At 71.7% G+C, this 25,235-nt stretch carries 22 protein-coding genes; 11 read left to right on the top strand and 11 right to left on the bottom strand.

Going from position 1 to position 25,235, the window contains the following annotated elements; translation table 11 throughout:
• Window positions 1-90 precede the first annotated feature (90 nt).
• On the top strand, window positions 91-714 hold the full coding sequence (locus NBZ83_RS13855; protein WP_261568480.1) for an NUDIX domain-containing protein: 624 nt from the start codon (window positions 91-93) through the stop codon (window positions 712-714).
• Window positions 715-789: 75 nt separating this feature from the next.
• Here the strand turns inward: NBZ83_RS13855 and NBZ83_RS13850 are convergent, their stop codons facing one another.
• Together NBZ83_RS13850 and NBZ83_RS13845 are read right to left on the bottom strand one after the other, a co-directional pair.
• Window positions 790-1,725: a PKD domain-containing protein gene (locus NBZ83_RS13850; protein WP_261568481.1), complete on the bottom strand. Its 936-nt coding sequence runs from the start codon at window positions 1,723-1,725 to the stop codon at window positions 790-792.
• Window positions 1,722-2,366, bottom strand: coding sequence for a hypothetical protein (locus tag NBZ83_RS13845; protein ID WP_264763282.1), 645 nt, complete (start codon window positions 2,364-2,366; stop codon window positions 1,722-1,724). Before NBZ83_RS13845 ends, NBZ83_RS13850 begins: the two co-directional genes overlap by 4 nt.
• 219 nt (window positions 2,367-2,585) lie before the next feature.
• On the opposite strand from NBZ83_RS13845, the gene NBZ83_RS13840 reads away from it, so the two are divergent.
• Complete coding sequence (locus NBZ83_RS13840) at window positions 2,586-3,635, top strand: site-specific tyrosine recombinase XerD (protein WP_498041053.1); 1,050 nt, start codon at window positions 2,586-2,588, stop codon at window positions 3,633-3,635.
• A gap of 236 nt (window positions 3,636-3,871) precedes the next feature.
• Here NBZ83_RS13840 and NBZ83_RS13835 read toward each other — a convergent pair whose 3' ends face one another.
• A complete protein-coding gene (locus NBZ83_RS13835) occupies window positions 3,872-4,099 on the bottom strand; it encodes a hypothetical protein (RefSeq protein WP_261558099.1) in 228 nt (75 codons plus the stop codon).
• A 455-nt stretch (window positions 4,100-4,554) separates the two neighbouring features.
• Between NBZ83_RS13835 and npdG the strand changes: the two genes are divergently transcribed.
• A complete protein-coding gene (npdG, locus tag NBZ83_RS13830) occupies window positions 4,555-5,238 on the top strand; it encodes an NADPH-dependent F420 reductase (RefSeq protein WP_261568484.1) in 684 nt (227 codons plus the stop codon).
• 274 nt (window positions 5,239-5,512) lie between these two features.
• On the opposite strand, the gene panB is transcribed toward npdG, so the two are convergent.
• Entirely contained in the window at window positions 5,513-6,433 is a 921-nt protein-coding gene (panB, locus tag NBZ83_RS13820) for a 3-methyl-2-oxobutanoate hydroxymethyltransferase (protein ID WP_261575109.1), read from the bottom strand.
• Window positions 6,434-6,763: 330 nt separating this feature from the next.
• On the opposite strand from panB, the gene NBZ83_RS13815 reads away from it, so the two are divergent.
• The 6 genes from NBZ83_RS13815 to NBZ83_RS13790 all read left to right on the top strand — a co-directional run bounded on the left by NBZ83_RS13815 (window position 6,764) and on the right by NBZ83_RS13790 (window position 15,646).
• Window positions 6,764-7,867, top strand: coding sequence for a TetR/AcrR family transcriptional regulator (locus tag NBZ83_RS13815; protein WP_261575108.1), 1,104 nt, complete (start codon window positions 6,764-6,766; stop codon window positions 7,865-7,867).
• A gap of 144 nt (window positions 7,868-8,011) precedes the next feature.
• Window positions 8,012-9,988 carry a threonine--tRNA ligase gene (gene thrS / locus NBZ83_RS13810; RefSeq protein WP_261568487.1) on the top strand — a complete coding sequence of 659 codons (1,977 nt, stop codon included), beginning with the start codon at window positions 8,012-8,014 and terminating at the stop codon, window positions 9,986-9,988.
• 193 nt (window positions 9,989-10,181) lie between these two features.
• A complete protein-coding gene (locus NBZ83_RS13805; protein WP_261575107.1) occupies window positions 10,182-10,799 on the top strand; it encodes a hypothetical protein in 618 nt (205 codons plus the stop codon).
• Window positions 10,800-10,806: 7 nt separating this feature from the next.
• Window positions 10,807-10,947: a hypothetical protein gene (locus NBZ83_RS13800; protein ID WP_261568489.1), complete on the top strand. Its 141-nt coding sequence runs from the start codon at window positions 10,807-10,809 to the stop codon at window positions 10,945-10,947.
• Between the two features lie 222 nt (window positions 10,948-11,169).
• Complete coding sequence (gene glnA, locus NBZ83_RS13795; protein WP_261568490.1) at window positions 11,170-12,528, top strand: type I glutamate--ammonia ligase; 1,359 nt, start codon at window positions 11,170-11,172, stop codon at window positions 12,526-12,528.
• 10 nt (window positions 12,529-12,538) lie between these two features.
• A complete protein-coding gene (locus NBZ83_RS13790; protein WP_261575106.1) occupies window positions 12,539-15,646 on the top strand; it encodes a bifunctional [glutamine synthetase] adenylyltransferase/[glutamine synthetase]-adenylyl-L-tyrosine phosphorylase in 3,108 nt (1,035 codons plus the stop codon).
• A gap of 294 nt (window positions 15,647-15,940) precedes the next feature.
• Here NBZ83_RS13790 and glnII read toward each other — a convergent pair whose 3' ends face one another.
• Window positions 15,941-17,014, bottom strand: coding sequence for a glutamine synthetase GlnII (glnII, locus tag NBZ83_RS13785; RefSeq protein WP_261575105.1), 1,074 nt, complete (start codon window positions 17,012-17,014; stop codon window positions 15,941-15,943).
• A gap of 461 nt (window positions 17,015-17,475) precedes the next feature.
• Window positions 17,476-18,900, bottom strand: a complete 1,425-nt coding sequence (glnA, locus tag NBZ83_RS13780; RefSeq protein WP_261568493.1) for a type I glutamate--ammonia ligase — start codon at window positions 18,898-18,900, stop codon at window positions 17,476-17,478.
• Between the two features lie 182 nt (window positions 18,901-19,082).
• Between glnA (NBZ83_RS13780) and NBZ83_RS13775 the strand changes: the two genes are divergently transcribed.
• Entirely contained in the window at window positions 19,083-19,562 is a 480-nt protein-coding gene (locus tag NBZ83_RS13775) for an RDD family protein (protein ID WP_261568494.1), read from the top strand.
• A 598-nt stretch (window positions 19,563-20,160) separates the two neighbouring features.
• Here NBZ83_RS13775 and NBZ83_RS13770 read toward each other — a convergent pair.
• The 5 genes from NBZ83_RS13770 to NBZ83_RS13750 all read right to left on the bottom strand — a co-directional run bounded on the left by NBZ83_RS13770 (window position 20,161) and on the right by NBZ83_RS13750 (window position 24,096).
• Window positions 20,161-20,979: a DUF4191 domain-containing protein gene (locus NBZ83_RS13770; protein ID WP_261568495.1), complete on the bottom strand. Its 819-nt coding sequence runs from the start codon at window positions 20,977-20,979 to the stop codon at window positions 20,161-20,163.
• A 135-nt stretch (window positions 20,980-21,114) separates the two neighbouring features.
• Window positions 21,115-21,459 (bottom strand): hypothetical protein, encoded by a 345-nt coding sequence (locus tag NBZ83_RS13765; RefSeq protein WP_438803311.1) that lies wholly within the window; start codon window positions 21,457-21,459, stop codon window positions 21,115-21,117.
• A gap of 116 nt (window positions 21,460-21,575) precedes the next feature.
• The gene (lipA, locus tag NBZ83_RS13760) at window positions 21,576-22,562 is read right to left on the bottom strand and encodes a lipoyl synthase (protein ID WP_261568497.1); all 987 of its coding nucleotides are present in this window, start codon (window positions 22,560-22,562) and stop codon (window positions 21,576-21,578) included.
• Window positions 22,559-23,275, bottom strand: coding sequence for a lipoyl(octanoyl) transferase LipB (gene lipB, locus NBZ83_RS13755; RefSeq protein WP_261575104.1), 717 nt, complete (start codon window positions 23,273-23,275; stop codon window positions 22,559-22,561). The genes lipA and lipB overlap by 4 nt, the downstream gene beginning before the upstream one ends.
• 74 nt (window positions 23,276-23,349) lie before the next feature.
• Window positions 23,350-24,096, bottom strand: coding sequence for a Type 1 glutamine amidotransferase-like domain-containing protein (locus NBZ83_RS13750; RefSeq protein ID WP_261575103.1), 747 nt, complete (start codon window positions 24,094-24,096; stop codon window positions 23,350-23,352).
• A 381-nt stretch (window positions 24,097-24,477) separates the two neighbouring features.
• Between NBZ83_RS13750 and NBZ83_RS13745 the strand changes: the two genes are divergently transcribed.
• A partial coding sequence (locus NBZ83_RS13745; RefSeq protein ID WP_368861850.1) for a protein kinase occupies window positions 24,478-25,235 on the top strand: 758 nt, incomplete at its 3' end.

The raw sequence follows: 25,235 nt of genomic DNA, 5'->3' as shown, positions 1-25,235 counted from the left end.
CACGTCCGGTCGGGGTGGTGGCGGTCGGCGTGGCGCCGGTGGTGCCCGTCCAGGGGCCGCCTCGAACGGCACGGCCGCCCTGGTGGCGCCGTGACCGCGCAGGCGCACCGCTACGAGGTCACCGAGAGCACCCTCGCCTACCAGGGACGGATCATCTCCGTCCGCCGCGACCAGGTGCGGATGCCCGAGGGCGATGTCTCCCAGCGCGACGTCGTCGTCCACCCCGGCGCGGTGGGTGTGGTCGCACTCGACGACGACGGGCGGGTTGTGATGGTGCACCAGTACCGCCACCCCGTCGGCGGCCCGCTGTGGGAGCTGCCCGCCGGCATCCTCGACGTGGCCGGGGAGCCGGCGTCCGTCGCTGCGGCCCGGGAGCTCGCCGAGGAGACCGGGCTGCGCGCCGACCGGTTCGACCTGCTCGTCGACGTCTGGTCCTCGCCGGGGATGACCGACGAGGCCTACCGGATCTTCCTGGCCCGGGGTCTGGGCGAGATCCCGGCGGCGCAGCGATACGTGCCGGTGCACGAGGAGGCCGAGATGGGTCTGGCGCGCATCGACCTCGACGAGGCCGTCGCGCGGGTCCTGCGTGGCGAGATCACCAACGCGATGGCGGTCGTCGGACTGCTGGCGGCGCAGCGGGCCCGGGCGGCGGACTTCGCCGGTCTGCGTCCCCTCGACGCCCCCTGGCCGGCCCGCCCGGCGCACCGCGGCTGACACCCCGCCTCCGCCCGGTCACGGGCATCGGCTGACGGCTGACGACTGGCCAGGACGGGGCTCGCCCCCGCCTGGTCAGTCGTTGTGGACCAGCACGCCGGCGGCCTCGTCGACGACGAGGCCCTGGGCGGCGGCGAGGGTCACCGGGGCCAGCGGGAACGCGTCCGCGACGCCGGGCAGGGTGAACGTTCCGTCCCAGGTGACGGTGAGGGCCACCTGGTACTGCCCAGGCCGGGCGTAGTCGTGCGACACGTACGCCTCGGGATGGTCTCGTGGGGAGATCGCCGGGTCGTAGGGCCGCCCGGGCGCGTCGGGGCCGCTCGCGCCGTCGCCGAACTCCCAGCGGTAGTGGGGGACCGCGCTGATCGTGGCGACGACGGGCTGGTCGACGTTGAACGTGTACGACTCCGGCACGGGCGAGTAGAGGATCGTCGCCAGGTTCGCGAAACTGCGCCCGGACGGCGCGATGACGATCGACGGTTTCGGCAGGAGCTTGTCCCGCAGGTAGTCGGCGAGCGCCGCCTGCACGGCCGCGATCGGCACCGCGTCGTCGGGCAGCAGGTAGTTGTTGCACCCGGCCATCGTCTGGTCGAACTGGGCGCGCTCGGCCGGCGTCATCGCCGGGTCGGCGCCCACGAGCTCGTACAGGTCGCAGACCGCGGCGGGGTCGTCCGGGCAGTCCTGCCCGCAGGAGGCCCGCCTCGGGACGCCCCCGTCGGCGTCGGCGGAGATCCGTTCGAGCATCCCGTTGTGGTAGCGGTACTGGTAGCCGTTGGCGGTGGCCCGCGTGTCGCAGCTTCCCCACAGCACGCCGACGCAGGGTGTCCGGGTCTGGTCGCCGGGAGCCGCGGCGGCGCGGCCGGCGGTGGGCAGCCCCGGCAGCGCTGGCAGCCCCGGGCCGGGCAGCAGTCCACCGAGACCCGCGAGCAGCAGAAGTGCGACGGCGAGCACCGCCACCCGGGGGAGCGCCCGCCGGCCGGGGGGATTCGATGGCGCCCGCGGGACCGTCATGCCGACCTCGGGGCGTAGCGCAGGGTCTGGATCCGCCAGCCGTGCTGGGTGAGGGTGAGCTCGGCCGTCGCAGCCCGCGTGGGCACGCCGGGGGCGTCGGCGGCGTGCCGCCCGGCGAGGTCGAGCAGCCCGACGGCGCTGGTGTGCAGGGTGAAGGTCACCGCGGTGACGAGCCCGGACCGGGGCTGAGCGGACAGGTCGGTTGTCCGGTAGGCGCCGGCATCGGCGTGCAGGCCGCGCTGCTGGAGCGACCGGGTCACCCCGACGTCCAGCGCGCACGGCTGGCAGCCGGCCAGGGCCGTCGGCGTGATCACGGCGAGCCGCCCGGCCCGGGTGGCGTCGTTGATCTCGCGGAAGTACGCCTCGACCGTGCGGGCGGCCGCGGCAGGCGCGTCGTCGGATCCCTCGCCCGGGGCCGAGGTGCCGGCCCCGGCGGAGGTGCCGGCCGAGCTGGCGGGGTTGGCGGCGGACGGGTCGCCGGCCGACGCGCCAGGGCGGGCGGGTGCCGCGGCGCCGGCGGGCTCGTGGCGGTCGCCGCCGCAGCCCGCGAGCAGGCCCACTCCCGCCAGGAGGGCGAGTGTCGTGACGACGGCGATGAGGACCCCCAGCCGTGTGGCGCAGCGTGACGTCCAGGCGTCCATCCGCACAAGTCGCCAGAATAGCCGCGGGAACCCGGCATGTGGATAGGCCTCAACGGAGAACGCTGCGCAGGTCCTACTATCAGGTCGATGATGGGAGTCACCGACGGCGACCGGGCATTCCACCTGCACCCCCCCGCCGAGGCGGGCGGGTCGGTCGAGGCGGTGCGGCGGGGATCGCCGCCCGGCGGCAGCGGGCCGGCGCCGACCCTCGATCATGGCGTGCCCGCGCAGCGGGGGGCGCCGGGGAACGTCATCGCGCGTTATCTCCATCATCTGGAGGGAGAACGGGGACTCGCCCACAACTCCGTCCTCGCCTACCGTCGCGATCTACGTCGCTACCTGAACCACCTGTCGGCGCATGGCCTGTGCACGTTGGACGCGGTCGGTGAGGCGGAGGTTGCCGGCTTCGCCGCCGCATTGCGTTCCGGGGACGACACGCATCCGCCGCTCGCCGCGGCATCGGTGGCGCGGATGCTCGTCGCGGTGCGCTCGCTGCACCGTTTCGCCGCCGACGAGGGGGACGTGAGCGAGGACGTGTCCCGCCCGGTGCGACCGCCGACGCCGCCCCGCAAGCTGCCCAAGGCGCTCGCCGTCGACCAGGTGACCGCGGTGCTCGCCGCGGCCGCGGGCACCCCGCAGGCGGGGGCGGCAGGGGCGGCCGACCGGGCCGCGGATCCGACGCCGGTGGAACCCGCCGAGGCGGTCCGCCGGTTGCGTGCCTCGGCGTTGCTGGAACTGCTCTACGGGACCGGCGCGCGGATCTCCGAGGCGGTCGGGCTGGATGTCGACGATCTCGACCTGGAGACCGCGGCGGTGCGCCTGCATGGCAAGGGCGGCCGGGACCGGATCGTGCCGCTGGGCCGGTGCGCTGTCGCCGCGCTCGCGGACTACCTGCGCCTGGGCCGGCCGAGTCTCGCGGGGCCCCGCTCGGGGGCGGCGGTCTTCCTCTCCCGGCGCGGCAACCGGCTGTCCCGGCAGAGCGCGTGGACGGTGTTGCGGACCGCGGCGGCCCAAGCCGGGGTCGACGGGGTTTCACCGCATGTGCTGCGGCATTCCTTCGCCACCCACCTGCTTGACGGGGGGGCCGACGTCCGGGTCGTCCAGGAACTGCTGGGCCATGCGTCGGTCAGCACCACGCAGATCTACACGCTGGTGACGGTGGATCGGCTGCGGGAGGTGTACGCGACGTCACATCCCCGAGCGCTGGGCACGGGTCGACCCGCTGCCGCCGGCAGCGAATTGATTTCTGGGCACTCGGCCGGCGGGTGAGGGACCGGTCGGCCTCGTGGGACCGATCTCCGGCGCTGAAACACTCCCGCCCGCTGCCGGCCGCGCGCCGACGCAACCGGCGCGTCCTCGCGCGGGTCGAGGCATCTCCACGTACTTGTGTTCGCGTCCCCGCGTAACCGGCGCCGCCACAGCTGCGCCGGTCGTGCCCCCGTTCGGGTGGTACGGCACCGCGGGCGGCGCTGCCGCCGCGGTGGCTGTGCGTTCCGGAGCCGACTTCAGGACGGGGTGTAGGGCCCCAGGCTCGGCATGCCGTTCGACGGCGCGGACGTCGGCACCCCGCCGACTCCGCCGACTCCGCCGACCGCCTGCGTGCTCCGCTCGGCGAGAGTCTCGCCCACCTTGCGTGCGATCGCTTCCATCAGGCGCAGTGCCTGCGGCAGCGACAGGTTCAGCACCACTTCGCTGTCGTTCGTCATCGCGAAGCGAACCGATACGTCCGCCATTGCTCGACCTCTCTCGCCTGATTCGGAAGATCTGCTCGATGCGTGTGAAACCGAACGGTACGGCCCATCTGGGACCAATGCACGCCCGGGGTTGCCGGGGGCGCCGCGGGCCTCGCTTGGCGTGGGCGCTCGCTCACCTATCGTGGCGGCCCATGAGTTGTAACTCTCTGTCACGTGCGCTGCTCCTCTGCCGGTAGCGACGTGTGTGAGCCCCGTCAGGTCCGGCCGAAGTTCCGGCCGGGTGGGGGCGGGTGAAGCAAACACGTAGCTGTCCCGTTGTTCATGCATAGTCCCTCATTGCCCCCGGCTGTCCGCGAGGGGGTGGGCCCGCGGCTGGACGTCGCGCCGGAGGGTAAACGTCTCGGTTCCCACCGTTCGGGCAGTGCTCCGGAGACTGATTTCGGGCCATCATCCGGACCCGCGCGGCGAACGGCCCGGTCGGGCAGGATGACAGGGTGACTTCGACTGACCAAGTCCTCCCGGACGTCCCCACACTGACGATTGGCATCCTCGGCGGCTCCGGCCCCCAGGGCGGCGGCCTTGGCCTGCGTTTTGCCGCAGCCGGCCATCTTGTTCTCATCGGCTCCCGGTCGACCGAGCGCGGCCAGGAGGCGGCGGCCAAGCTCGCCGGCCCCGGGCGTCGCATCGAGGGCGCCGACAACGCCACCGTCGCGCAGCGTGCCGACGTCGTGATCGTCGCGGTCCCCTGGGACGGTCACCGAGAGACGCTCGAGGCGCTGCGGGAGCCGCTCGCCGGGAAGATCGTGATCGACTGCGTCAACCCGATGGGCTTCGACTCCGGTGGCGCCTTCGCGCTGTCGGTGCCCGAAGGCAGCGCAGCCCAGCAGGCCGCCGCCGTTCTGCCGGACAGCACTGTCGTGGGCGCCTTCCACCACGTCTCCGCCGTGCTGCTGGCCGACGAGGCGGTCGCGAAGATCGACACCGACATTCTCGTGCTCGGGGACGACCGGGCCGCCACCGACCTGGTCGCCGCGCTCGCCGAGCGCATCCCCGGGATGCGCGGCATCTACGCCGGCAAGCTGCGCAATGCCGGCCAGGTCGAGGCGCTGACCGCGAACCTGATCTCGGTCAACCGCCGCTACAAGGCGCACGCAGGCCTGCGTATCACCGACGTCTGACCGTCGCGGGCAATGCAGACGGGCCCCTCTCGGGCACGCCGCACCTCGACGACCTCGGCCACCCGGTGTGGATCCCCACACCGGTGGGCCGGGTGGTCTCGCTTGTGCCCAGCCTGACCGAGTCGATCGCGCTCACCGCCCCGGGCCTGCTGGTGAGGCGACCGACTGGTGCAGCCATCCGCCCGGCGAGACGCGGGGTGGGTGGTCGGACCGCGGTCGTCCGCGGCCCGACCACCGATCACCGATCACCGTCGGGCTGACGTCGGCCCGGCGGTCAGTAGCTGTGCTCGACCGTCGGGTACTGCCCGCCGCGCACCTCGTCGCGGTAGGTGCGTGCCGCGTCGCCGAGCACGGTGCGCAGGTCGGCGTATCGCTTCACGAAGCGGGGGACGTGCCCGCCGCTGAGCCCGGCCATGTCCTGCCAGACCAGCACCTGCGCGTCGCAGTCGGCGCCGGCGCCGATCCCGACCGTGGCGATGTGCAGCTCCTTCGTGACGCGAGCGGCGAGATCCGCGGGCACCACCTCCAGCACGACCGCGAACGCGCCGGCGGCCTCGATCGCCAGGGCGTCGGCGAGCAGGACCTCGCCGGCCTCGTCCCGGCCCTGTACCCGGTAGCCACCCAGGGCGTGGATGCTTTGCGGGGTCAGGCCCAGATGGCCGATCACCGGGATACCCGCGCCGACCAGTGCGGCGACCGCCGGGGCGACCCGGGCGCCGCCCTCGAGCTTCACCGCCTGGGCGCCGCCCTCCTTGAGGAACCTGGTGGCGGTCGCGAGCGCCTGTTCCGGGCCGGCCTGGTACGACCCGAACGGCAGGTCGGCGACGACCATCGCGTGCGGCGCACCGCGCACCACCGCGCGCACGAGCGGGATCAGCTCGTCGACGGTGACCGGCACTGTCGTGTCATAGCCGTAGACGACGTTGGCGGCCGAGTCGCCGACCAGCAGGACGGGGATCTCCGCCGCGTCGAAGACGGTGGCGGTGGTGAAGTCGTAGGCGGTGAGCATCGACCATTTCTCGCCGCGGCTCTTCGCCGCCGCCACGTCGCGGACCGTGAACCGCGACCGGCGTGGCGGCCCCGTCTCGGCCGGCGCGCCGTAGAGCGTCGCCGCCGTGTCCGCCGTGTCCGCAGAGTCCGTGGGTCGCGGGTGGTCGTCGGGTGTCTGGTTACGGACAGTGCCTGACGAATCCATGAGCACTCCTGATGCGTCCGTCCGGGCGCTGGGCGTCCCGGCGTGCTGTCCATGCTGCCACGCTCGGGCCGCTGGGCCGAGTGGACGGGAGCCGAGTGGACGGGAGCGGTGCGGGCGGGAACGGTGCGGAGCGCGCATCCGGGTGGAATGGAACCGTCCGCCACGCCGCTGCCATGGCAAACGGATGCGCCTGGGCCTCCGGACACGTATGCTGATCTTGAAATGCGGCAGGAACACACGGCGCGACCAGGTGGCGGGTGGCCTATCCATGCGGATGCATCGGCACGGTGGTGACGGGATGGATGGCAGAGCGGACGGAGGGCGCGCCGCATGACAACCGCGGATGCGCGCCCCCCGCGTCCCCGGCGTCCGGCCGACCGCGTGCCCTCCGGGGTGAAGACCCCACGCGCCCCCGGTCGCCCGCGGGATCCCCGCTGCGATGAGGCGATCCTCGACGCCGCCCTGCACGAGCTGGCCACCGTCGGGTTCACCGGTCTGTCCATGGAGGCGGTGGCGACCGGCGCCGGTGTCGGCAAGGCCACCGTCTATCGACGGTGGCCGACGAAGGACGCACTGATCGTCGACGCCCTGGACACGCTGGCCGACAGTGTGGACGCCGTCGAGACCGGCTCGCTGCGCGATGACCTCGTGGCCTGGCTCAACGCCCTGCGCCGGCACAACATCCAGTCGCTGTCCGGGCGCATCCTGCCCAAGCTCGCCGCGGAGCGGTCGGCCCATCCGGAGCTGTTCGCCACCTATTCGCAGAAGGTGGTCGAGCCGTTCCGGCAGCGTGCGGCGGACCTGCTGCGTCGGGGCATCGACTCGGGAGAGCTCGCCGCCGATGTCGACGTGGACCTGGTCGTCGACATGCTCGTCGGCCCGGTTGTCTATCGCCAGTACATGAGTGGCAACCGTGAGGTGAGCGGCACCCGCATCGGGAAGATCGTCGATACCGTGCTCGGTGGCATCCGGTGCCGCGACCACAACCGCGACGGCGGGCTGCCGGAAACCGGTGCCGGCCCGGAGGCCGCCCCTGGTGCCGACGGGCCGGACGGCGGCCCGCCCGGCCCGGCCCTTCCCAGCGGCCCGGCCCTTCCCAGCGGCCCGGCCTCCGCCGGCCCCGCGGATGCGCTCCCGCTGGCAGGCCCCGCCGCCCGCCCGGGCGCAGCCGGCGAATCGGATTCCGGCGTCTACGCAGTCGGCGGCCCCTACAGCGCCGCCGGTCCCTACAGCGTCGCCGGTCCATATACCGTCGGCAGTCCCTACAGCGTCGGCGGCCCTGTCGGCGTTGGCGGGACGCGCGGCCGCAACGGGGCGTATCCGACTCGGGCCGTGCACGGTGTGGTGGCCCGGTATGGCCCCGGTGGGACGCACCGGCTGGCCGGGCCGGTCGTCACGAATGGGCGCGGCGCGACGGATCATCACCCTGAGTGATATCTCGTTGAGGGTTAAGCGCGTGCGCGAGTAGCATCGCGATCGGGCCAGGAAGGCCCGCTGTGGGTTCACCCGCAGGGCCGGCGACACGTCGTCGGCGCGGTGATCCCCGCGCACGCGTTCTACCTCAACAGGAGAATTCTGGTGTCCGACGTCCGCGTTACCGTCCAGCACGCCCAGCGCAGCGATCCGCGGGTGGTGCCGACTGGTACGACGGCCGCCGATCTGTTCGCCGACGACCGCGGCGTCATCGCCGCCCTGGTCGACGGCCAGCAGCGTGACCTCGCGCATGTCCTCGACGACGGCGCCGTCGTCGAGCCCGTCGCGATCGACTCGCCGGCCGGGCGGGCCATCGTGCGGCACTCGGCGGCGCACGTCGTCGCCCAGGCCGTCCAGGAGCTTTTCCCGAAGGCCCGTCTCGGCATCGGCCCGCCCATCGACAACGGCTTCTACTACGACTTCGACGTCGAGACCCCGTTCACCCTGGACGATCTCAAGGCCATCGAGAAGAAGGCGCAGGCCATCATCAAGGCCGGCCAGCGGTTCTCCCGGCGGGTGGTCACCGAGGAGCAGGCCCGCGCCGAGCTCGCCGCCGAGCCGTACAAGATCGAGCTGATCGGGCTGAAGTCGCACGCGGGCGAGGACGCCGAGGCCAGCGTCGAGGTCGGCGCCGGCGAGCTGACGATCTACGACAACCTCGACGCGAAGACCGGCGAGCTGTGCTGGAAGGACCTCTGCCGGGGGCCGCACGTGCCGAGCACCAGGTCGATCCCGGCGTTCGCGATCCTGCGCTCGGCAGCGGCCTACTGGCGGGGCAGCGAGAAGAATCCGCAGCTCCAGCGCATCTACGGGACCGCCTGGGAGTCCCGCGACGCCCTCAAGGCCTACCAGACGAGGCTCGCCGAGGCCGAGAGGCGCGACCACCGCCGCCTCGGTGCCGAGCTGGACCTGTTCTCCTTCCCGACCGAGATCGGTCCGGGCCTGGCCGTGTTCCATCCCAAGGGTGGTGCGATCCGCACCGCCATGGAGGACTACGCGCGGCGCCGGCATCTCGAGGGCGGCTACTCGTTCGTCAACACCCCGCACATCACCAAGTCGGACCTGTACGAGATCTCCGGTCACCTGGACTGGTTCGCCGACGGCATGTACCCGCCCATGGAGCTCGACGGCGGCACCGACTACTACCTCAAGCCGATGAACTGCCCGATGCACATCCTGATCTACCGGTCGCGGGGCCGGTCATATCGGGAGCTGCCGCTGCGGCTGTTCGAGTTCGGCACGGTCTACCGGTACGAGAAGTCCGGCGTCGTGCACGGCCTGACCCGGGTGCGCGGCCTCACCCAGGACGACGCCCACCTGTTCTGCGCCCGGGAGCAGCTGCCCGCCGAGCTCGACAGCGTGCTGAACTTCGTCCTGGGGCTGCTGCGGGACTACGGGCTCAGTGACTTCTACCTGGAGCTGTCGACCCGGCCGGAGGGCAAGGCCGTCGGCACCGACGCCGAATGGGAGGAGGCCACCGAGCTGCTGCGGGAGGCCGCACAGAAGCAGGACCTGGAGCTCGTCATGGACCCGGGCGGCGGCGCGTTCTACGGCCCGAAGATCTCCGTGCAGGCCCGGGACGCCATCGGCCGGACCTGGCAGTTGTCCACCATCCAGGTCGACTTCCAGCTACCGCAGCGCTTCGACCTGGAGTACCAGGCCGCGGACGGCACCCGCCAGCGCCCCTTCATGATCCACCGTGCGTTGTTCGGAACCATCGAGCGGTTCCTCGCCATCCTGCTCGAGCACTACGCCGGGGCGCTGCCGCCGTGGCTCGCGCCGGTCCAGGTGGTCGGCATCCCGATCACCGACGAGCATGTGCCCTATCTCGACGGTGTCGCCGCGAAGCTGGCCGCCCACGGCCTGCGGGTGGAGGTCGACTCCTCCGACGACCGGATGCAGAAGAAGATTCGCACGGCGCAGAAGCAGAAGGTGCCCTTCATGCTGCTCGCCGGGGACGAGGACGTCGCCAAGGGCGCGGTGTCGTTCCGGTTCCGCGACGGCTCCCAGCGCAACGGCGTGCCCGTCGACGACGCCGTCGCCGAAATTCTCGACGCCGTCACCCGCCGCATCCAGGTCTGACTGCGGCCCACGCCCAGATGTGATGTCAGGTGCCCGGGGCATCACCACCAGTCCGCCTTCCGGGGTGACGTCGCGTCCGTGACTTCGCCCCGGAACCGGGTGGCTCCACTTGCCTGGAGATGCGGGAGGACCGCGGGGAGGGCGGGGGACGCTGAATCCGACCAGGCGCAAGCTGGCAGATCACTGGGCGAGCGTGGCCCGTGAGCGAGGCGCCGACGCCGCCGCGCTCCATGCGCAGGCACGCCAGCTCGCGGCGCTCTCTTTCACGGGTTACGTCGTCTCGGAGTACACCGCGCTCGACCTGGTCGAGGACGTGCGCACGATGCTCGCGGCCCGCGACGTCGGCCTCGTCGCCTGGCAGTGGCTTCGGGAGCTGGGCGCGACGATGCCGCGTGACACCCGCCTGCTGTTCGACGGTCTGGATGCAGGCTTCGGGCGCACCCCGGGGGATCTGGAAAGGCGCCGCGACGGCGTCGGTGGCCTGCTGTCGCTGGTGTCCGAGCGGGGGGACGAGCTGGTGAACCTCCGGCTGAAGATCCTGCTCCGAGACGACATCTGGCGTGCCGTCCAGCTCCCGAACAAGTCCCACTTCTACGGCCGCGACGCACGGCTGTCCTGGGCGAACCAGACCGACTATCTCAAGGTAATCGTCAAACAGGCGTTGCGCGTTCGGGAAGTTGCCGACCCGGTAGGGCAGAGAATGCCTGATATCGGCCCGGCTGCGCTCTCGCCGGCCGCGGGAGTTCGCCGAGCTCGTCCCGCTGTTCGACGCGCTACGGGAGATCGGGCGGACGCCGTTCCCGGCCGGTGAGCTGCAGGTGGACTTGGACGTGGTGAGCCTGGGGCAGGAGGTCGGCCTGCTGCGCATCGACTCCGGCTCCCGGGACGAGGTCGAGCGTTACCGCGTCCCGGAGCTCTACCGGAAGGCGCTGGGAATGGGGCGCAAAGGTCAGGCCTGAGTTCTGTCTCTGCCTCGCTCCGCCGACGGCATGATCCGCGGTGCGGTCGTGGGTTGCGGGGTAGACCCTGCGGTAGGTGCTGGGGGTTGGATGTGACGGACTGTTGGCGGGCCGGTTGCCGGCACGCAACATCACGGCGGCGCAGCGGTGTCCCCGCTATGGTCGGGTCAGGCTGACCGGGCGGCCCGTATGGTCGAGTCCCCACCTCAGCGCGGAGGCACCATGGACAAGCAGCAGGAGTTCGTTCTGCGGACTCTCGAGGAGCGGGACATCCGCTTCGTTCGGCTCTGGTTCACCGACGTGCTCGGCTACCTTAAATCAGTGGAGATCGCGCCCGCCGAACTCGAGGGCGCGCTCGCCGAGGGCATCGGTTTCGACGGCTCCGCGATCGAGGGTTTCGCGCGGGTGCACGAGGCCGACATGCTGGCCCGGCCGGACCCGTCCACCTTCCAGGTGCTTCCGTGGCGCGGTGAGCATCCGCTCACCGCGCGGATGTTCTGCGATCTGATCATGCCGGATGGGGCGCCGGCCGCCACGGACTCGCGGTGGGTGCTGCGCCGCACCCTGGCTCGTGCGGCGGACGCGGGTTTCACCTTCTACACGCATCCCGAAATTGAGTTCTTCCTGCTCAAGGAGCCGCCGAAGCGTGGTGGGCCGATGCCGGCGCCGGTCGACGAGTCGGGGTACTTCGACCTCACGCCGAACGACATCAGCCACGACTTCCGCCAGCAGGCCATCAGCATGCTGGAACGGCTGGGCATCTCGGTGGAGTTCAGTCATCACGAGGTCGCGCCCGGGCAGCAGGAGATCGACCTGCGTTACGCCGACGCCCTCACCATCGCGGACAACATCATGACCTTCCGTCAGGTGGTGAAGGAGGTGGCGTTGCGGCAGGGAATCTACGCCACCTTCATGCCGAAGCCGTTCGGTGATCAGGCCGGTTCGGGCATGCACACCCACCTGAGTCTTTTCGAGGGTGACCGCAACGCCTTTCACGACCCGACCGACGAATACCAGCTGTCGAAGGTTGCCAAGGCGTTCATCGCCGGTCTGCTCACGCATGCCGCGGAGATCACCGCGGTGACGAACCAGTGGGTGAACTCCTACAAGAGGCTCATCGGCGACCAGCGCCTCGGCGAGGTACTGGAGGCGCCCGCCTACGTGTGCTGGGGCCACAACAACCGGTCGGCCCTGGTCCGGGTGCCCCTGTACAAGCTGCACAAGTCGCAGGCCACCCGGGTGGAGTTCCGGCTGCCGGACAGCGCGTGCAATCCGTACCTGACCTTCGCGCTGGTGCTGGCTGCCGGGCTGCGGGGCGTTCAGGGCGGCTACGATCTGCCCGCGCCGGCGGCCGACGATGTGTGGACGCTCACCGACGTCGAGCGCCAGGAGCGGGGGATCACCGCCCTGCCGGGCTCGCTGGCCGAGGCGATCACGGTGATGGAGCGGTCCTCGCTGGTGCGGGAGACCCTCGGCGACGAGCTGTTCGAGTTCTTCCTGCGCAACAAGCGGGCCGAGTGGCAGGACTACCGCCGGCAGGTGACACCGTTCGAGATTGACCGCTACCTGCCCGTGTTGTGAGGGTGGCGCCATGCGGGTCGAATGGCCGGGAGGCTCGACCGGGTCCGGCGCGCCGCCAGCCGCCGACCATCCGCGCGGCAGCTCGGTAGCCGCCCAGCTCGCCCGGCTTGGCTTCAGCGACGTCGACCGGGTGGCGGCGACCATGCAACGGCTCGGCCTGCTCGCCGGGCCCGCGACGTCGGCTGATCAGGAGTCCCGGCTCGCGGTGAACGTCGTGGTCGGAGCGCTGGCTGCGGCGGCCGACCCCGATCTGGCACTCGCTGCGCTGGACCAGCTCGTCGACGCGCTCGGCCCGGCCGACGGACGGGGACTCGTTGCGGATCTGACCAGGCACGCCGGGCTGCGGGTACGGCTGTGCGCCGTGCTCGGTGCGAGCCGCGCACTTGGCGACCATCTGGTCCGCCATCCCGCGGACTGGCGGGTGTTGCTGCCCGACGAACTGGTCGGCGCCCCGCCGGATGCCGGCCGGGTGCGGGCGGCGCTGCTGCGCGCGGTCGGCGCGGATCCCGCCGACCGCACGCCCCGCGCCGTCGACGACCGGCCGGCGACCCTCGATGCTCTGCGCGTCGCCTACCGCCGGGCGCTGCTTGTCGTCGCCGCCCGGGACCTCACCGGCGCGGTGGCGCTGGACGACGCCACCGCGGAGCTCGCCGACCTGGCCGGTTCGGCACTCGACGCGGCGCTGGCGATCGGTCGCGCCGGCCTCGACCCGCAGCTGCCCCCGGTGCGGCTCGCCGTCATCGGCATGGGCAAGTGCGGGGGCCGGGAGCTGAACTATGTCAGCGACGTGGACGTCCTGTTCGTCGCCGAGCCGCAGGCGGCTCGATCGGACGCGGCCGATGCGCAGGCGGCGCTGCGGGCGGCGACGCGGCTGGCCGAGGGCGTGGTGCGGGCGGCGGGGCTGGTGACCTCCGCGGGCGCGTTGTTCCAGGTCGACGTCGGCCTGTGCCCGGAGGGCCGCGACGGCGTCCTGGTGCGCACCCTCGACAGCCACCGCGCCTACTACCGCCGCTGGGCCCGGACCTGGGAGTTCCAAGCCTTGCTCAAGGCCCGTCCGATCGCCGGGGACACCGCGCTCGGCGCCGAGTTCTGCGCCATGGTCGCGCCGCTGGTCTGGACCGCCGCCTCCCGCCCGCACTTCGTCGCCGACGTGCGGGCGATGCGGCGCCGGGTCGAGTCGACGCTGTCGCGCGCGCAGGCGCAGCGCAACCTCAAGCTCGGCCCGGGCGGGCTGCGCGACGTCGAGTTCGCCGTCCAGCTCCTGCAGCTCGTCCACGGCCGGGTGGACGCGAAGCTGTGGGAGCGTTCGACGCTGGCCGCCCTCGACGGCCTCGCCCGCGGCGGGTACGTGGGTCGGCGTGATGCCGCCGATCTCGCCGAGGCGTACCGCTTCCTGCGCAACGCTGAACACCGGCTTCAGCTGCAACGCCTGCGCCGGGTGCACACCCTGCCGCGGGACCCGGACGAGCTGCGCTGGCTCGCCCGGTCGCTGGGGATGCGTACCGGCGAGGACTTCACCGACGCCCACGCCCGGATCGTGCGCACCGTTCGGTCGCTGCACCAGAAACTGTTCTACGCCCCGCTGCTGGAGGCGGTCGCCCGGCTGTCGACCGAGGAGATCCGGCTGTCCCACGTCGAGGCGCAGCAGTGGCTCGCCGCGCTGGGCTTCGCCGCGCCGGACCGCTCGTTGCGCCACATCGAAGCGCTGATCAGCGGGGTGAGCCGGACGGCCGCGATCCAGCGGCATCTGCTGCCGACGCTGCTGCCGACGCTGGCCGACGCGCCCGATCCCGACGCGGGTCTGCTGGCCTACCGTCGGGTCAGCGAGGCACTCGGCCGCGCACCCTGGTACCTGCGGCTGCTGCGTGACTCCGCCGGCGCCGCCGACCGGCTCGCCCGGGTCCTCACGTCCAGCCGGTACGTCGCGGACCTGATGACGAGGGCACCCGAATCGGTCCGGCTGCTGCGCACCGAGGCCGACCTGGTTCCGGTTCCGCGGGAGACGCTCAGCCGAACGATGGTCGCGATCGCGAATCGCAACCCCAACTGGGAGGACGCCGTCGGCCGGGCGCGGGCGGTGCGCCGGGAGGAGCTGGTCCGGGTCGCCTGCGCGGATCTGCTCGGCCTGCTCGACGTCGCCGCGGTCGGGCGGGCCCTGACGGACGCCGCCGCTGCGACCGTCGCCGCGACCCTGCTGGTCGCCGCGCGCAGGATCGCCGGGGGTGATCCCGAGTCACTGCCGGCGAGGATCTCCGTCATCGCGATGGGCCGACTAGGCGGCGCCGAAATGTCCTACGGCAGCGACGCCGACGTCCTGTTCGTGCACGAGGCCCGGCCGGGCCATTCGGCGCAGGAGGCGCATCGGGCCGCCGCCGACGTGGTCGGAGAACTGCACCGGCTCCTTTCCGTGCCCGGCCCGGATCCGGCGCTGCGGCTGGACACGACGCTTCGCCCGGAGGGCCGCAGCGGCGCGGCGTCGCGCACCCTCGACGCCTACGACGCCTACTACCGTCGCTGGTCGCAGGACTGGGAATCGCAGGCGCTGCTGCGGGCGCGGCCGCTGGCGGGCGATCCCGACCTCGCCCGCCGGTTCTGCCGGCTCGCCGACACGGTGCGCTACCCGACGACGCTGCCGGCGGCGGCGATCGACGAGATCATCCGGTTGCGTGGCCGGATGCGGCGCGAGCGGATTCCCCGTGGGGTCGATCCGACCAGGCATCTGAAGTTCGGTCCCGGTGGGCTCATGGACGTGGAGTGGGCCGTGCAGCTGCTCCAGCTTCGCCATGGCCGGCAGGTCCCGTCGCTGCGCACCACCTCGACGCTCGACGGCCTGCGGTCTGCCGTGCTCGCCGGGCTGCTCGGCGAGGCCGCAGCGGGTGACCTGCAGGCGGCCTGGCTGTCGGCGTCGCGGCTACGCAACGCGAGCACGCTCGCCGGCTGGCCGCGGCCGGACGTGCTCCCCGACCGCCCGGAGGCCCTTGAGGCGACGGCGCGGGCCGCGGGTTGGCCGCCCGACGGCGCCGACGATCTGGTCGCTGAGTATCGGCGGCTGGCGAGGCGGGCCGAGGCGGTGGTCGCGGACGTCTTCGCGCGGGAACGGACCGCCGAGTTCGGCTGAGCGCCGCGACGGCCGGCCGCCGCGGCGCTCGACGGCCGGACCTGTCCGAAGGGTGATGGCCTGCCCACAGACGCCGACAGGCCAGCCGTCCGAGGGCAAGTCTCGGGACGGCCGGCCTTGTCACCTGCCACCTCACACCGCGGTGCGCACCGTTGCGGGAACCGGGGGATCGGGGCGCCAACGCTCCCCCGCGCGAGCGCTCCGGCCATGACGCAATGCCTGCCCAGCCGCGTCGGCCTTGTCAGCCGCGTCGGCCTTGTCAGCCGATCGGTCCGGGCGGACGTGTCTGTCTGCTCAGACGCTCGCCTCGGCGGTCGCCGGCGCGGACTGTGATGGCACGAACAGGGTCGGCTTGTCGCCGGCCAGGGCGCTGCAGCAGGTGTCGACGATGAGCGCGGTGACCAGGTACGGGTCCATGTTCGCGTTCGGACGACGGTCCTCCAGCCAGCCCTTCTTGGCCTTCTCGACGGCCCAGGGGATGCGGACCGAGGCGCCGCGGTCGGACGCGCCCCAGGAGTACTTGTTCCAGGGGGCGGTCTCGTGCTTGCCGGTCAGCCGGTCCTGGATGCCGACCCCGTAGTGGGTGACGTGCTCCATGACGCGCGTGCCGAGCGCCTCGCAGCACGCGACGATGGCGTCCCAGCCCTCCATCGTCTGCTTGGTGGAGAAGTTGGTGTGCGCGCCGGCACCGTTCCAGTCACCGGGGATCGGCTTCGCGGCGAAGGACACCTCGACGCCGTAGTCCTCGGCGATCCGGTGGAGCAGCCAGCGGCCCAGCCAGATCTGGTCGCCGATGGCGGGCGCCGGCAGGACCCCGATCTGGAACTCCCACTGGCCCATCATGACCTCGGCGTTGGTGCCCTCGATGGCGAGGCCGGCGTCGAGGCACGCCTGGGTGTGCTTCTCGACGATCTCGCGACCGGGCATCTTCGAGCCGCCGACGCCGCAGTAGTACGGACCCTGCGGCGCGGGGTACCCGACCTCCGGCCAGCCGTACGGGCGGCCGTCCTTGAAGAAGGTGTACTCCTGCTCGATGCCGAACATCGGTGACATGTCGGCGTACTTCTCGGCGACGGCGCGGGTGGCCGCCCTGGTGTTGGTCGGGTGAGGCGTGAAGTCGGTCAGTTCGACCTCGCACAGCACCAGGATGTTGTCGCCGCCCCGGATCGGGTCGGGCGTGACGAAGACGGGACGCAGCACGCAGTCCGAGTTCGATCCCGGCGCCTGGTTGGTGCTCGAGCCGTCGAAGCCCCAGATCTCCGGCTCCTTACCCTTCTTGATGATGCGGGTCTTGCTGCGCATCAAGGGCTCCGGCTCGGTGCCGTCGATCCAGATGTATTCGGCCTGAATGAATTCGGCCTTGCTCACTCAATACTCCCCGTGGTTGGTCATGCACGCAACGGAGCGACTTCGTGATCGGCCTGGGGGAGGCCGACCCAGGCCGCGGTGGACGGGAGGGTTCGGTCGGAGCTTCGTCGGGCCCCGTTACCGCCCCGTTCCGTGCTTGTTAATTCTTCGTCTCTGGTACGTCACAGATGGTATGCATGGCCGGACCAGGGCATTGGCTCCCCGAGGCCGCTCGACCGGCCGTACGACTCTGGTGGACGCCAATTTCTCAGGTCTCACCCAGGGGGCACGGAGGAATCCACGCGGATGGTGCTGGTGGGAATGCGGGAGGCCCCGTTCCGGTGCTGTTGGAACGGGGCCTCGGGAAGCAACCACTGGGAACTTCCGTCGGTTCTCGACCGGTGTGCGCGGAGCTTGGACACCCCGGTCGGTTTTTCGACCGGGGTGCGCCGACCGGGCCGCGCCGGGCGGGCCGCCGCCGGTCAGATGTCGTAGTAGAGGGTGAACTCGTACGGGTGCGGCCGGAGCCGGATGGCATCTACCTCGTTGAGTCGCTTGTACGACAGCCAGGTCTCGATCAGGTCGGTGGTGAAGACGTCGCCCTCGCGGAGGAAGTCGTTGTCGGCCTCGAGCGCGTCGAGCACCTTCTCCAGCGAACCGGGAACCTGCGGAACCGCTGCCAGCTCGTCCGGCGGGAGCTCGTAGAGATCCTTGTCGATCGGGTCCGGCGGGTCAATCTTGTTGCGGATGCCGTCCAGGCCCGCCATGAGCATCGCGGCGAAGGCCAGATACGGGTTGCAGCTCGGGTCCGGAACCCGGAACTCGACCCGCTTCGCCTTGGGCGAGTCGCCGCCGAGCGGGATGCGGCAGCAGGCGGAACGATTGCGCGCCGAGTAGACGAGGTTGACCGGGGCCTCGTAGCCGGGCACCAGCCGGCGGTAGGAGTTCGTGGTCGGGTTCGTGAACGCCAGCAGCGCCGGCGCGTGGTGCAGCAGGCCGCCGATGTAGTAGCGCGCCGTGTCGGACAGGCCGCCGTAGCCATTGGGGCTGTAGAACAGGGGCTCGCCCTCCTTCCACAGGCTGGAGTGCACGTGCATGCCCGAGCCGTTGTCCTCGAACAGCGGTTTCGGCATGAAGGTGACGGTCTTGCCCCGGCTGCGGGCGACGTTGCGGATGACGTACTTGTAGAGCATCAGGTTGTCCGCGGTCTTCAACAGCGTGTCGTAGCGGATGTCGATCTCCGCCTGCCCGGCGGTGCCGACCTCATGGTGCTGCATCTCGACGGTGATACCGGTCTCGTAGAGGACCCGGGTCATCTCCGAGCGGAGGTCGGTGAAGTGGTCGGTCGGCGGAACCGGGAAGTAGCCGCCCTTGAACCGAGGCTTGTAGCCGAGATTGCCGCCCTCTTCCTTCCGGGCGGTGTTCCAGGCGGCCTCGACCGAGTCGACCTGGTGCATCGACCCGTAGGGGTTGTAGTCATAGCGGACGTCGTCGAAGATGTAGAACTCCGCCTCGGGTCCGAAATAGGCGGTGTCGGCGATTCCGGTACCCCGCAGGTACGTCTCCGCCTTCTTGGCGATGTTCCGCGGGTCCCGGGAGTACTGTTCTTTCGTGATCGGGTCGTGGATGAAGAACGTCATCGCGAGGGTCTTGTGCTCGCGGAACGGATCCACGAAGGCGGTCTGCGGGTCCGGCAGGAGCAGCATGTCGGACTCGTGAATGGCCTGGAAACCTCGAATCGAGGAGCCGTCGAACATCAGCCCGTCGGTGAAGACCGATTCGGAGAAAACCTGCGTTGGAATGGTGAAGTGCTGCATGATGCCGGGAAGATCACAGAATCGTACGTCGATGAACTGAACGTCCTCGTCGCGGATATAACGGAGCACGTCCTCGGCTTTTGTGAACATTCGCCCTCCAGCGTCCCGTCACGCTTATCAAGCCTGTAGGTTACGGCATGTCGATGTGCCTTCGGTCATGCCCCGGCGGATCCGTGACATCACGAAGTTGTTTCGTTTTTGTTACAGGCACACACTTTATCACCCTTGGTGACCTGTTGGGTGCAGCTTGGTGTGGCGGATAAGCTTGCGTCGTGGGACGAGCACTTGGAGGCTGGCTCGAAGGGCCTGGTCTGCCCCGGGACTCCCCGCCGGGAGTCCGGCTGGGGCTGCCGGCGGAGGGCCGAGGCTCAGTCGTGGGCTTCGGCCCGCGGCTGGGTGCCTACCTCATCGACGCAGTCGTGGCGAACCTGATCGTCGGCGTGCTGTACCTGGCCGGGCTCGGCTACGCCGGCGACGTGCGTGGCCTGGCGATCTACCTGGTGTTCCTGCTGGAGGAGTTCATCCTCATCAGCACCGGCGGTCAGACGATCGGCATGCGGCTGCTGGGCATGCGGGTGATCCGGCTGCGTGACCGTGGCCGTCAGTCCTGGCCCTGGATCGGGGTGCGCACCCTGCTGTTGGCGCTGCTGGTGCCCGTGTTCATCTGGGACCGCGACCAGCGCGGCCTGCATGACCGTGCGGCCGGAACCGTCGTTGTGCGCGACCCCGCCCGCGCGGATTCCGCTTCCTAGGATCGGATCATGTCCTGCCATGAGGGTGAAACCCGCGGACAGGTCGCCCTTCGATGCGCGCCCCCAGGCAGGTGAGCCCGATGCCCGGGCTGGCGATGGCCCGCGGAGATCGGGCCTAGCTGAGATATCCCGGCCCCAAGCTCGGCGATCATGGTGTGCGATGGAACCGCACTCGCCATCCGCCCGTCCGCGCGCCACCAACCCGTCGCCCCAGTGGTTGCGCAGGGAATTGCTGGAGCGTGATGACGGTCGTGGGCCGGCGAACCGGGATTAACCTCCAGCATCTGCTGGTCGCCATGCGGTCAGGACCGGAACCAGTCGACCGATAGCAGCTTTGCGTAACTAGTTGGGCGCACAATGCGCCGAAGAGTGGCATGGGCCCCGGCCCGATGGCCCCCATACGGTCCGGCGGCCGGTGGAGCGCACCGAATTCCGGGCGGCCGGGATCCTTCTGGGCGTCGCCGGCCGAGCCGGGCGGCCCCCAACGTGCCATGCGCCGGCGCTGCGGCGTGCCAGCCGGAGCGGCCCGGAAGAGGGCTGATCCGGCTGGTCGGCTACAGATGGTTGGTGAAGGGGGTGGCCCGGATGGCGGCGAGGGTCAGCGCAGGCGGCCGCCTCGGGGCACGTTGCGGGGGATCGGGCCCTTCGGGATCGGCAGGGCCGCGCCGCCCATGGCGCGCAGCCGGCGGTCGAGGGCGTCCACCTCGCCCCGCCGCAGAGTCCGGCGCAGCCGCATCAGCGTTCCCTGGAGCTTCGGCAACGGCGTCTCTCCCTCGCCGGTGCCGACGATGATGTCGGTCACCGGCGTGTCGCCGACGGCCTTGCGGATGCGGCGCTTCTCCGCGACGAGCAGCTCCCGCGGCCCGCGGCCGCGGCCCTCCGCAATGATCACCACGCCGGCGCGGGAGACGACGCGGTGGACTACGTCCTGGTGACGGTTCACGCCGACCGCGGGCGTGATCCGCCAGTCGCCGCGCATCCGCTCGACCACCCCGGCGGCGGCTCCGGGCTTGCCTTCCATCTCCGCGTAGGCGGTGCGCTGGACCCGCCGGCTGAACACGTTCAGGGCGACCACGACGCCGGCCAGGATCGAGATCGGGATCCACAGGTACAGCGGCCCGACGAAGAGGCCGAGCACGATGCCGAGCGCGAGCGGGACGAAGAAGCCCGCCAGGGTGAACCAGAGCGCCTGCGGATCGCGCTGTCGGGTGATTTTGAAGACCACCCGCAGCTGCGCGAGGCGGGCCTTGAAACCGGTGCCCTCCGCGGCGCCGCCCGCACTTGCACCGCGGCCGCCGCCCGCGGCGCCGCCCCGGCCCGCGCCGTTCTTCCCGCCCGCTACCGCCGCCGCGTTCTTGCCCGCTGCCGCGGGGGCCGACGACCCCGCGGTGTCCCTCGGCTGCTTCCTCAGTGCCATGACCGCGAGCCTACGGCCTGCGGGCACTGCACAGCGCGGCTGTCAGCGCCCACCGCGATCAGCTGTCGTGATCCTGTGTCCGGGCTGCGGGGCCGACGGCTCTGGCGGCCGCCACGGCGAGTCGCCGGCCTGAGATCAGCTCTGGGCGGCGACGACCCGCGGGAGCCCGCGAACGGCGGCGCCGAGCCGGGCGGTGGTCGCGCCGCCACTCAGGCCACCCGGCCGGGGGGTTCGCGCGGTGCGCCCGGCGCCCGGGACACTCGCGCACGCGCCTGGTCCGGGCGGGATCGGGGACGCCGACATCGGATCAACCCATCGGTATCCCGTTGTGACGTGCAGGTCGGCGGCCGCGCGCCAGGCGTTGCGTCGCGCGGTCTTCTGGCCTCCATGCGGCAGCACGAGCAGAGTCGCTTCTTCGAGGACGCTGAGCAGTGAACGGAGCACGATGGGAACGACCTCCCGGCACGGTCGTGGGCGCACACCTCGATCATGAGCCAGCGGGGATGCTGGTCCAGAGGAGAGACCCCCTTGTGACAAGGGGGTGACGCTACGATGAGTAGCCTAGCCCGTCCGGGGGATGCCCACCAGCGTGCCCGTCACTGCGTGTGAGAGGTTTCCAGCACACTTTCGGGGGCGTCGGACATTGCGGTGTGGGCCTCGCCACGAGCCGTGATCGCCTGTTGGTAGAGCCGGCCGGCCCGGTAGGACGATCGCACGAGTGGCCCGGACATGACGCCGGAGAAGCCGAGCTCCGTGCCGACGCGCTCCCAGTCGAGGAACTCCTCGGGCCGCACCCACCGCTCCACCGGGTGGTGCCGGGGCGTGGGTCGCAGATACTGGGTGACGGTGAGGAGTTCACAGCCGGCGGCGTGCAGGTCCCGCATGGCCTGCTGGATCTCCTCGGTGGTCTCGCCGAGGCCCAGGATCAGGTTCGACTTCGTGACCAGCCCGGCCGCGCGGGCCTGGCGCAGCACGTCGAGGGAACGCTCGTAGCGGAACGCCGGCCGGATGCGCTTGAAGATCCGTGGCACCGTCTCCAGGTTGTGCGCCAGCACCTCGGGGACGGCGCCGAAGACCTCGCCGAGCTGGTCGGCGCGCCCGCCGAAGTCGGGGATGAGCACCTCGACCCCGGTGCCCGTGGACAGCGCGTGGATCTGGCGGACCGTCTCCGCGTACAGCCAGGAGCCGCCGTCGGCCAGATCGTCGCGGGCGACGCCGGTGACGGTGGCGTAGCGCAGTCCCATCGTGCGCACGGACTCCGCCACCCGCCGTGGTTCATCCCGGTCCAGCGGGGTGGGACGACCCGAGTCGATCTGGCAGAAATCACATCGGCGGGTGCAGACGTCCCCGCCGATCAGGAAGGTCGCCTCGCGGTCCTCCCAGCATTCGTAGATATTCGGGCAGCCGGCCTCCTCACACACCGTGTGCAGGCCGGCGGCGCGGACCAGTCCCTTGACGTCGGAGTACTCCGGGCCGGTACGCATCCGGGTGCGGATCCACGGCGGCTTGCGCTCGATCGGCGTCTGCGCGTTGCGCGCCTCGAGGCGCAGCAGGGGGCGACCCTCGGGGGCGACCGCGCTCAACTCACCAGCTCCATCTGCTCGGTCCCGGGCTGCTGCGCTGCCGGGGACGCGCCGGGCGGCTCGACCCGCGCGGTGAGGCGATCACCGAGGTTGCGCCCGCCGAGGTACCGGGCGAGCACCGCCAGAGTGTGCCGCTCGACGACCGGCCGGGCCTCGGTGACGGTCACCGCCCGGCCGAGCTCGGCGGACAGGCTCGTCACCCCGGCATCGGTGATGCCGCAGGGCACGATCTGCCCGAAGGCGCCCAGGTCCGACGAGCAGGTCAGCGCGAAGCCGTGGGTCGTCACCGCCTGCCGCACCCGCACCCCGATCGCGGCGACCTTGCGCAGGCCGTCCACGGTCCACACGCCGGTGCGGCCGTCGACCCGGCGGGTCGCGAGCCCGAGCTCCACGCAGGAGTCGATGAGGGCGTCTTCCAGCGCGCGCACATAGGCGACGACGTCGAGCGGGCGAGGTAGCTTGACGATCGGGTAGCCGACGAGCTGGCCTGGGCCGTGCCAGGTGATCTTGCCGCCGCGGTCCACGTCGACGACCTCGGTGCCGTTCAGCGGCCGTTCGAAGGGCTCCGTACGCCGCCCCGCGGTATAGACGCTGGGATGTTCCACCAGGATCAGCGTGTCGTTCACCTCGTCGGCCACTCGGGCCTCGGCGAGGGATCGTTGCATGTCCCACGCTTCGCGGTAGGGGACCACGGAAAGCCTCAGAACATCCACGTCATTCAGCCTACGCCCGCGCCGCGCTGCGTCACTGTGAGCTCGACCGGAGCTCCGGGCCCGCCAGCCGGCGGTCAGCCGGCGGGGTCCGCGCCCGGCGCGCCGGGTAGCAGCCGGGGCACGACAGCGGTCTCCACCGCGGTGCCACCGGGGCCGGGTTCGACCCGCCAGGCGTGCACGCCCGGCCGGTCGGCCACGGCCTCGACGAGCTCGGTGCCGTGAAAGTGCAGCCCGACGCCGTCGTCGGTGGCCCAGCCGGCGGGCAGCGTCCCGTCGGCGACGAGACGCTGGAACAGCGGGCGGCGCCCCGGCTCCGAGTCGTAGTGCGGCGTGTTGCTGAACGGCAGCAGGCCCAGGCCGTTCGTCACCGGCCGCAGGTCCGGGCCGAACGAGTCGGTGGTGCCACCGACATGCCAGCACAGGGAGCCGGCCGAGACGCCGCCGAGGACGACGCCGGCCGCCCACGCCTCGCGCAGGATCTCGCCCAGCCCGTGCACCGCCCAGACGGCGAGCAGGTTCGCCACGCTGCCCCCACCGACCCAGATCACATCCTGGGCCAGCAGGTGGCCACGGATGTCGGGGATGTTCGGCATGGGGAACAGCGCGAGATGGGAGACCCGCACGTCGGGGCGGTCACGGTTGAACGCGGCATATCCGCGGGCGTAGGCGCCCTGGTCGTCGCCCAGCGCCGTCTGCAGCAGACAGACCCGCGGCCGCGGGGCCGCCCCGGCCAGCTCGATCGCGTGCGTCAGGATCGGCCCGACCTTCGCGCCGTACCGGCCGTCGGGAAGGAAACCGCCGCTGGTGGCGAGGATCTGCACTCCGATCTCTCCCTGGTTCGTCGGCCGCCGGCGCCGCCGTTCGGATCCGGTCTCCGGCGATTGTCCGCCATCCGTGCATCCGCGCCGCGGTGGGCCGGCCACCGCCGCAGGTTTCCGACTTATGCCGGAGAGATTCACCGCCCGATTCCGCCTAGTTCCGCCCGGCGGGGGCCTGGGCCCGCCGTGACCAGCCACGCCCCGTCGCCGCCGACGCAGGCGGTGGCGCCGCCGATGGAGTGATCGTAAAAAGTTATCCACAAGCGGACGAAGATTAATGCAGACCCACCCCCTTTGAGCCTAGCGTCGCTACCTGTGACCTTCACCGACGATTCCGCGGACAGGCCGGCGCGGCGCGTCGGCGGGGTACCCGAGGTGCCGGGGGTGAGCGTGCGTTCCCGGCTGCGGGACGCGGGCTCCGGCGAGCTCTGGGCGGGTCAGTTCGACCAGTCCGGGGTCGAGTGCGTCGTGCGGCGGGTGCGTCTCGCCCCCGATCCGGTGCTGCGTTCGGCGGCGGTCGCCGCGGCCCGCGCGCTGGCGGAGCTGGCACATCCGCACCTCATTGCGGTGGTGGCGGTGCTGCCCATCGCGGAGGGGCTGGCGCTGATCACCGAGCCGGTCGTGGGCGCGATCAGCCTCGCCCGCCTGCTGGCGCTGCGCGGGGATCTCGACCCGGGCGAGGTCGTCACCGTCGGCCTGCCGATCGCGCAGGCGCTGGCCGCCGCGCATGCGGCCGGCATCGTGCACGGCCGGCTCGAACGGGAGGACATCCTCCTGGAGCCGACCGGGCGACCGGTCCTGACCGGCCTCGGGGTCGCCGCGCTGGCCGATGCCGCCCGAGCCGACCCCGTTCCGCCCGAGGCGGCTTCGGCGGACGTGCACGACCTCGCCGATCTGCTGCTGGGGGCGATGCGGGAGGCGACCGGCCCGGACGCGGCCGCGGTCGCGGTGGCCGTCGCCACCGCCATGATCGACGACCCGTACCGGCGGCCGAGCGCCGCCGAGCTCGCCGCCGCGCTCGCCCGCAGTGCCACCCCCCTGCCCGTTCGGCTGCCCGGCGACGGTGAGCCGAGGGCGGCCAGGCGGCCCGCGGGACCCTCACCCACGGAGACGTTGCCGAGGATCCCCCCGGTGGACCGGAC

This window comes from Frankia gtarii, from assembly GCF_025403375.1.
In the GTDB taxonomy this organism is placed as follows: Bacteria; Actinomycetota; Actinomycetes; order Frankiales; family Frankiaceae; genus Frankia; species Frankia gtarii.
Note: the sequence above shows the minus strand (reverse complement) of the source record. Positions and strands in the feature narration are given on the sequence as shown.

Excerpts from the sequence above, each read along its gene's own strand:
- NBZ83_RS13850 (WP_261568481.1), bottom strand. The coding sequence starts at position 1,725 with ATGACGGTCCCGCGGGCGCCATCGAATCCCCCCGGCCGGCGGGCGCTC.
- NBZ83_RS13845 (WP_264763282.1), bottom strand. The coding sequence starts at position 2,366 with ATGGACGCCTGGACGTCACGCTGCGCCACACGGCTGGGGGTCCTCATC.
- NBZ83_RS13835 (WP_261558099.1), bottom strand. The coding sequence starts at position 4,099 with ATGGCGGACGTATCGGTTCGCTTCGCGATGACGAACGACAGCGAAGTG.
- panB (WP_261575109.1), bottom strand. The coding sequence starts at position 6,433 with ATGGATTCGTCAGGCACTGTCCGTAACCAGACACCCGACGACCACCCG.
- NBZ83_RS13815 (WP_261575108.1), top strand. The coding sequence starts at position 6,764 with ATGACAACCGCGGATGCGCGCCCCCCGCGTCCCCGGCGTCCGGCCGAC.
- glnA (WP_261568490.1), top strand. The coding sequence starts at position 11,170 with ATGGACAAGCAGCAGGAGTTCGTTCTGCGGACTCTCGAGGAGCGGGAC.
- NBZ83_RS13790 (WP_261575106.1), top strand. The coding sequence starts at position 12,539 with ATGCGGGTCGAATGGCCGGGAGGCTCGACCGGGTCCGGCGCGCCGCCA.
- glnA (WP_261568493.1), bottom strand. The coding sequence starts at position 18,900 with ATGTTCACAAAAGCCGAGGACGTGCTCCGTTATATCCGCGACGAGGAC.
- NBZ83_RS13770 (WP_261568495.1), bottom strand. The coding sequence starts at position 20,979 with ATGGCACTGAGGAAGCAGCCGAGGGACACCGCGGGGTCGTCGGCCCCC.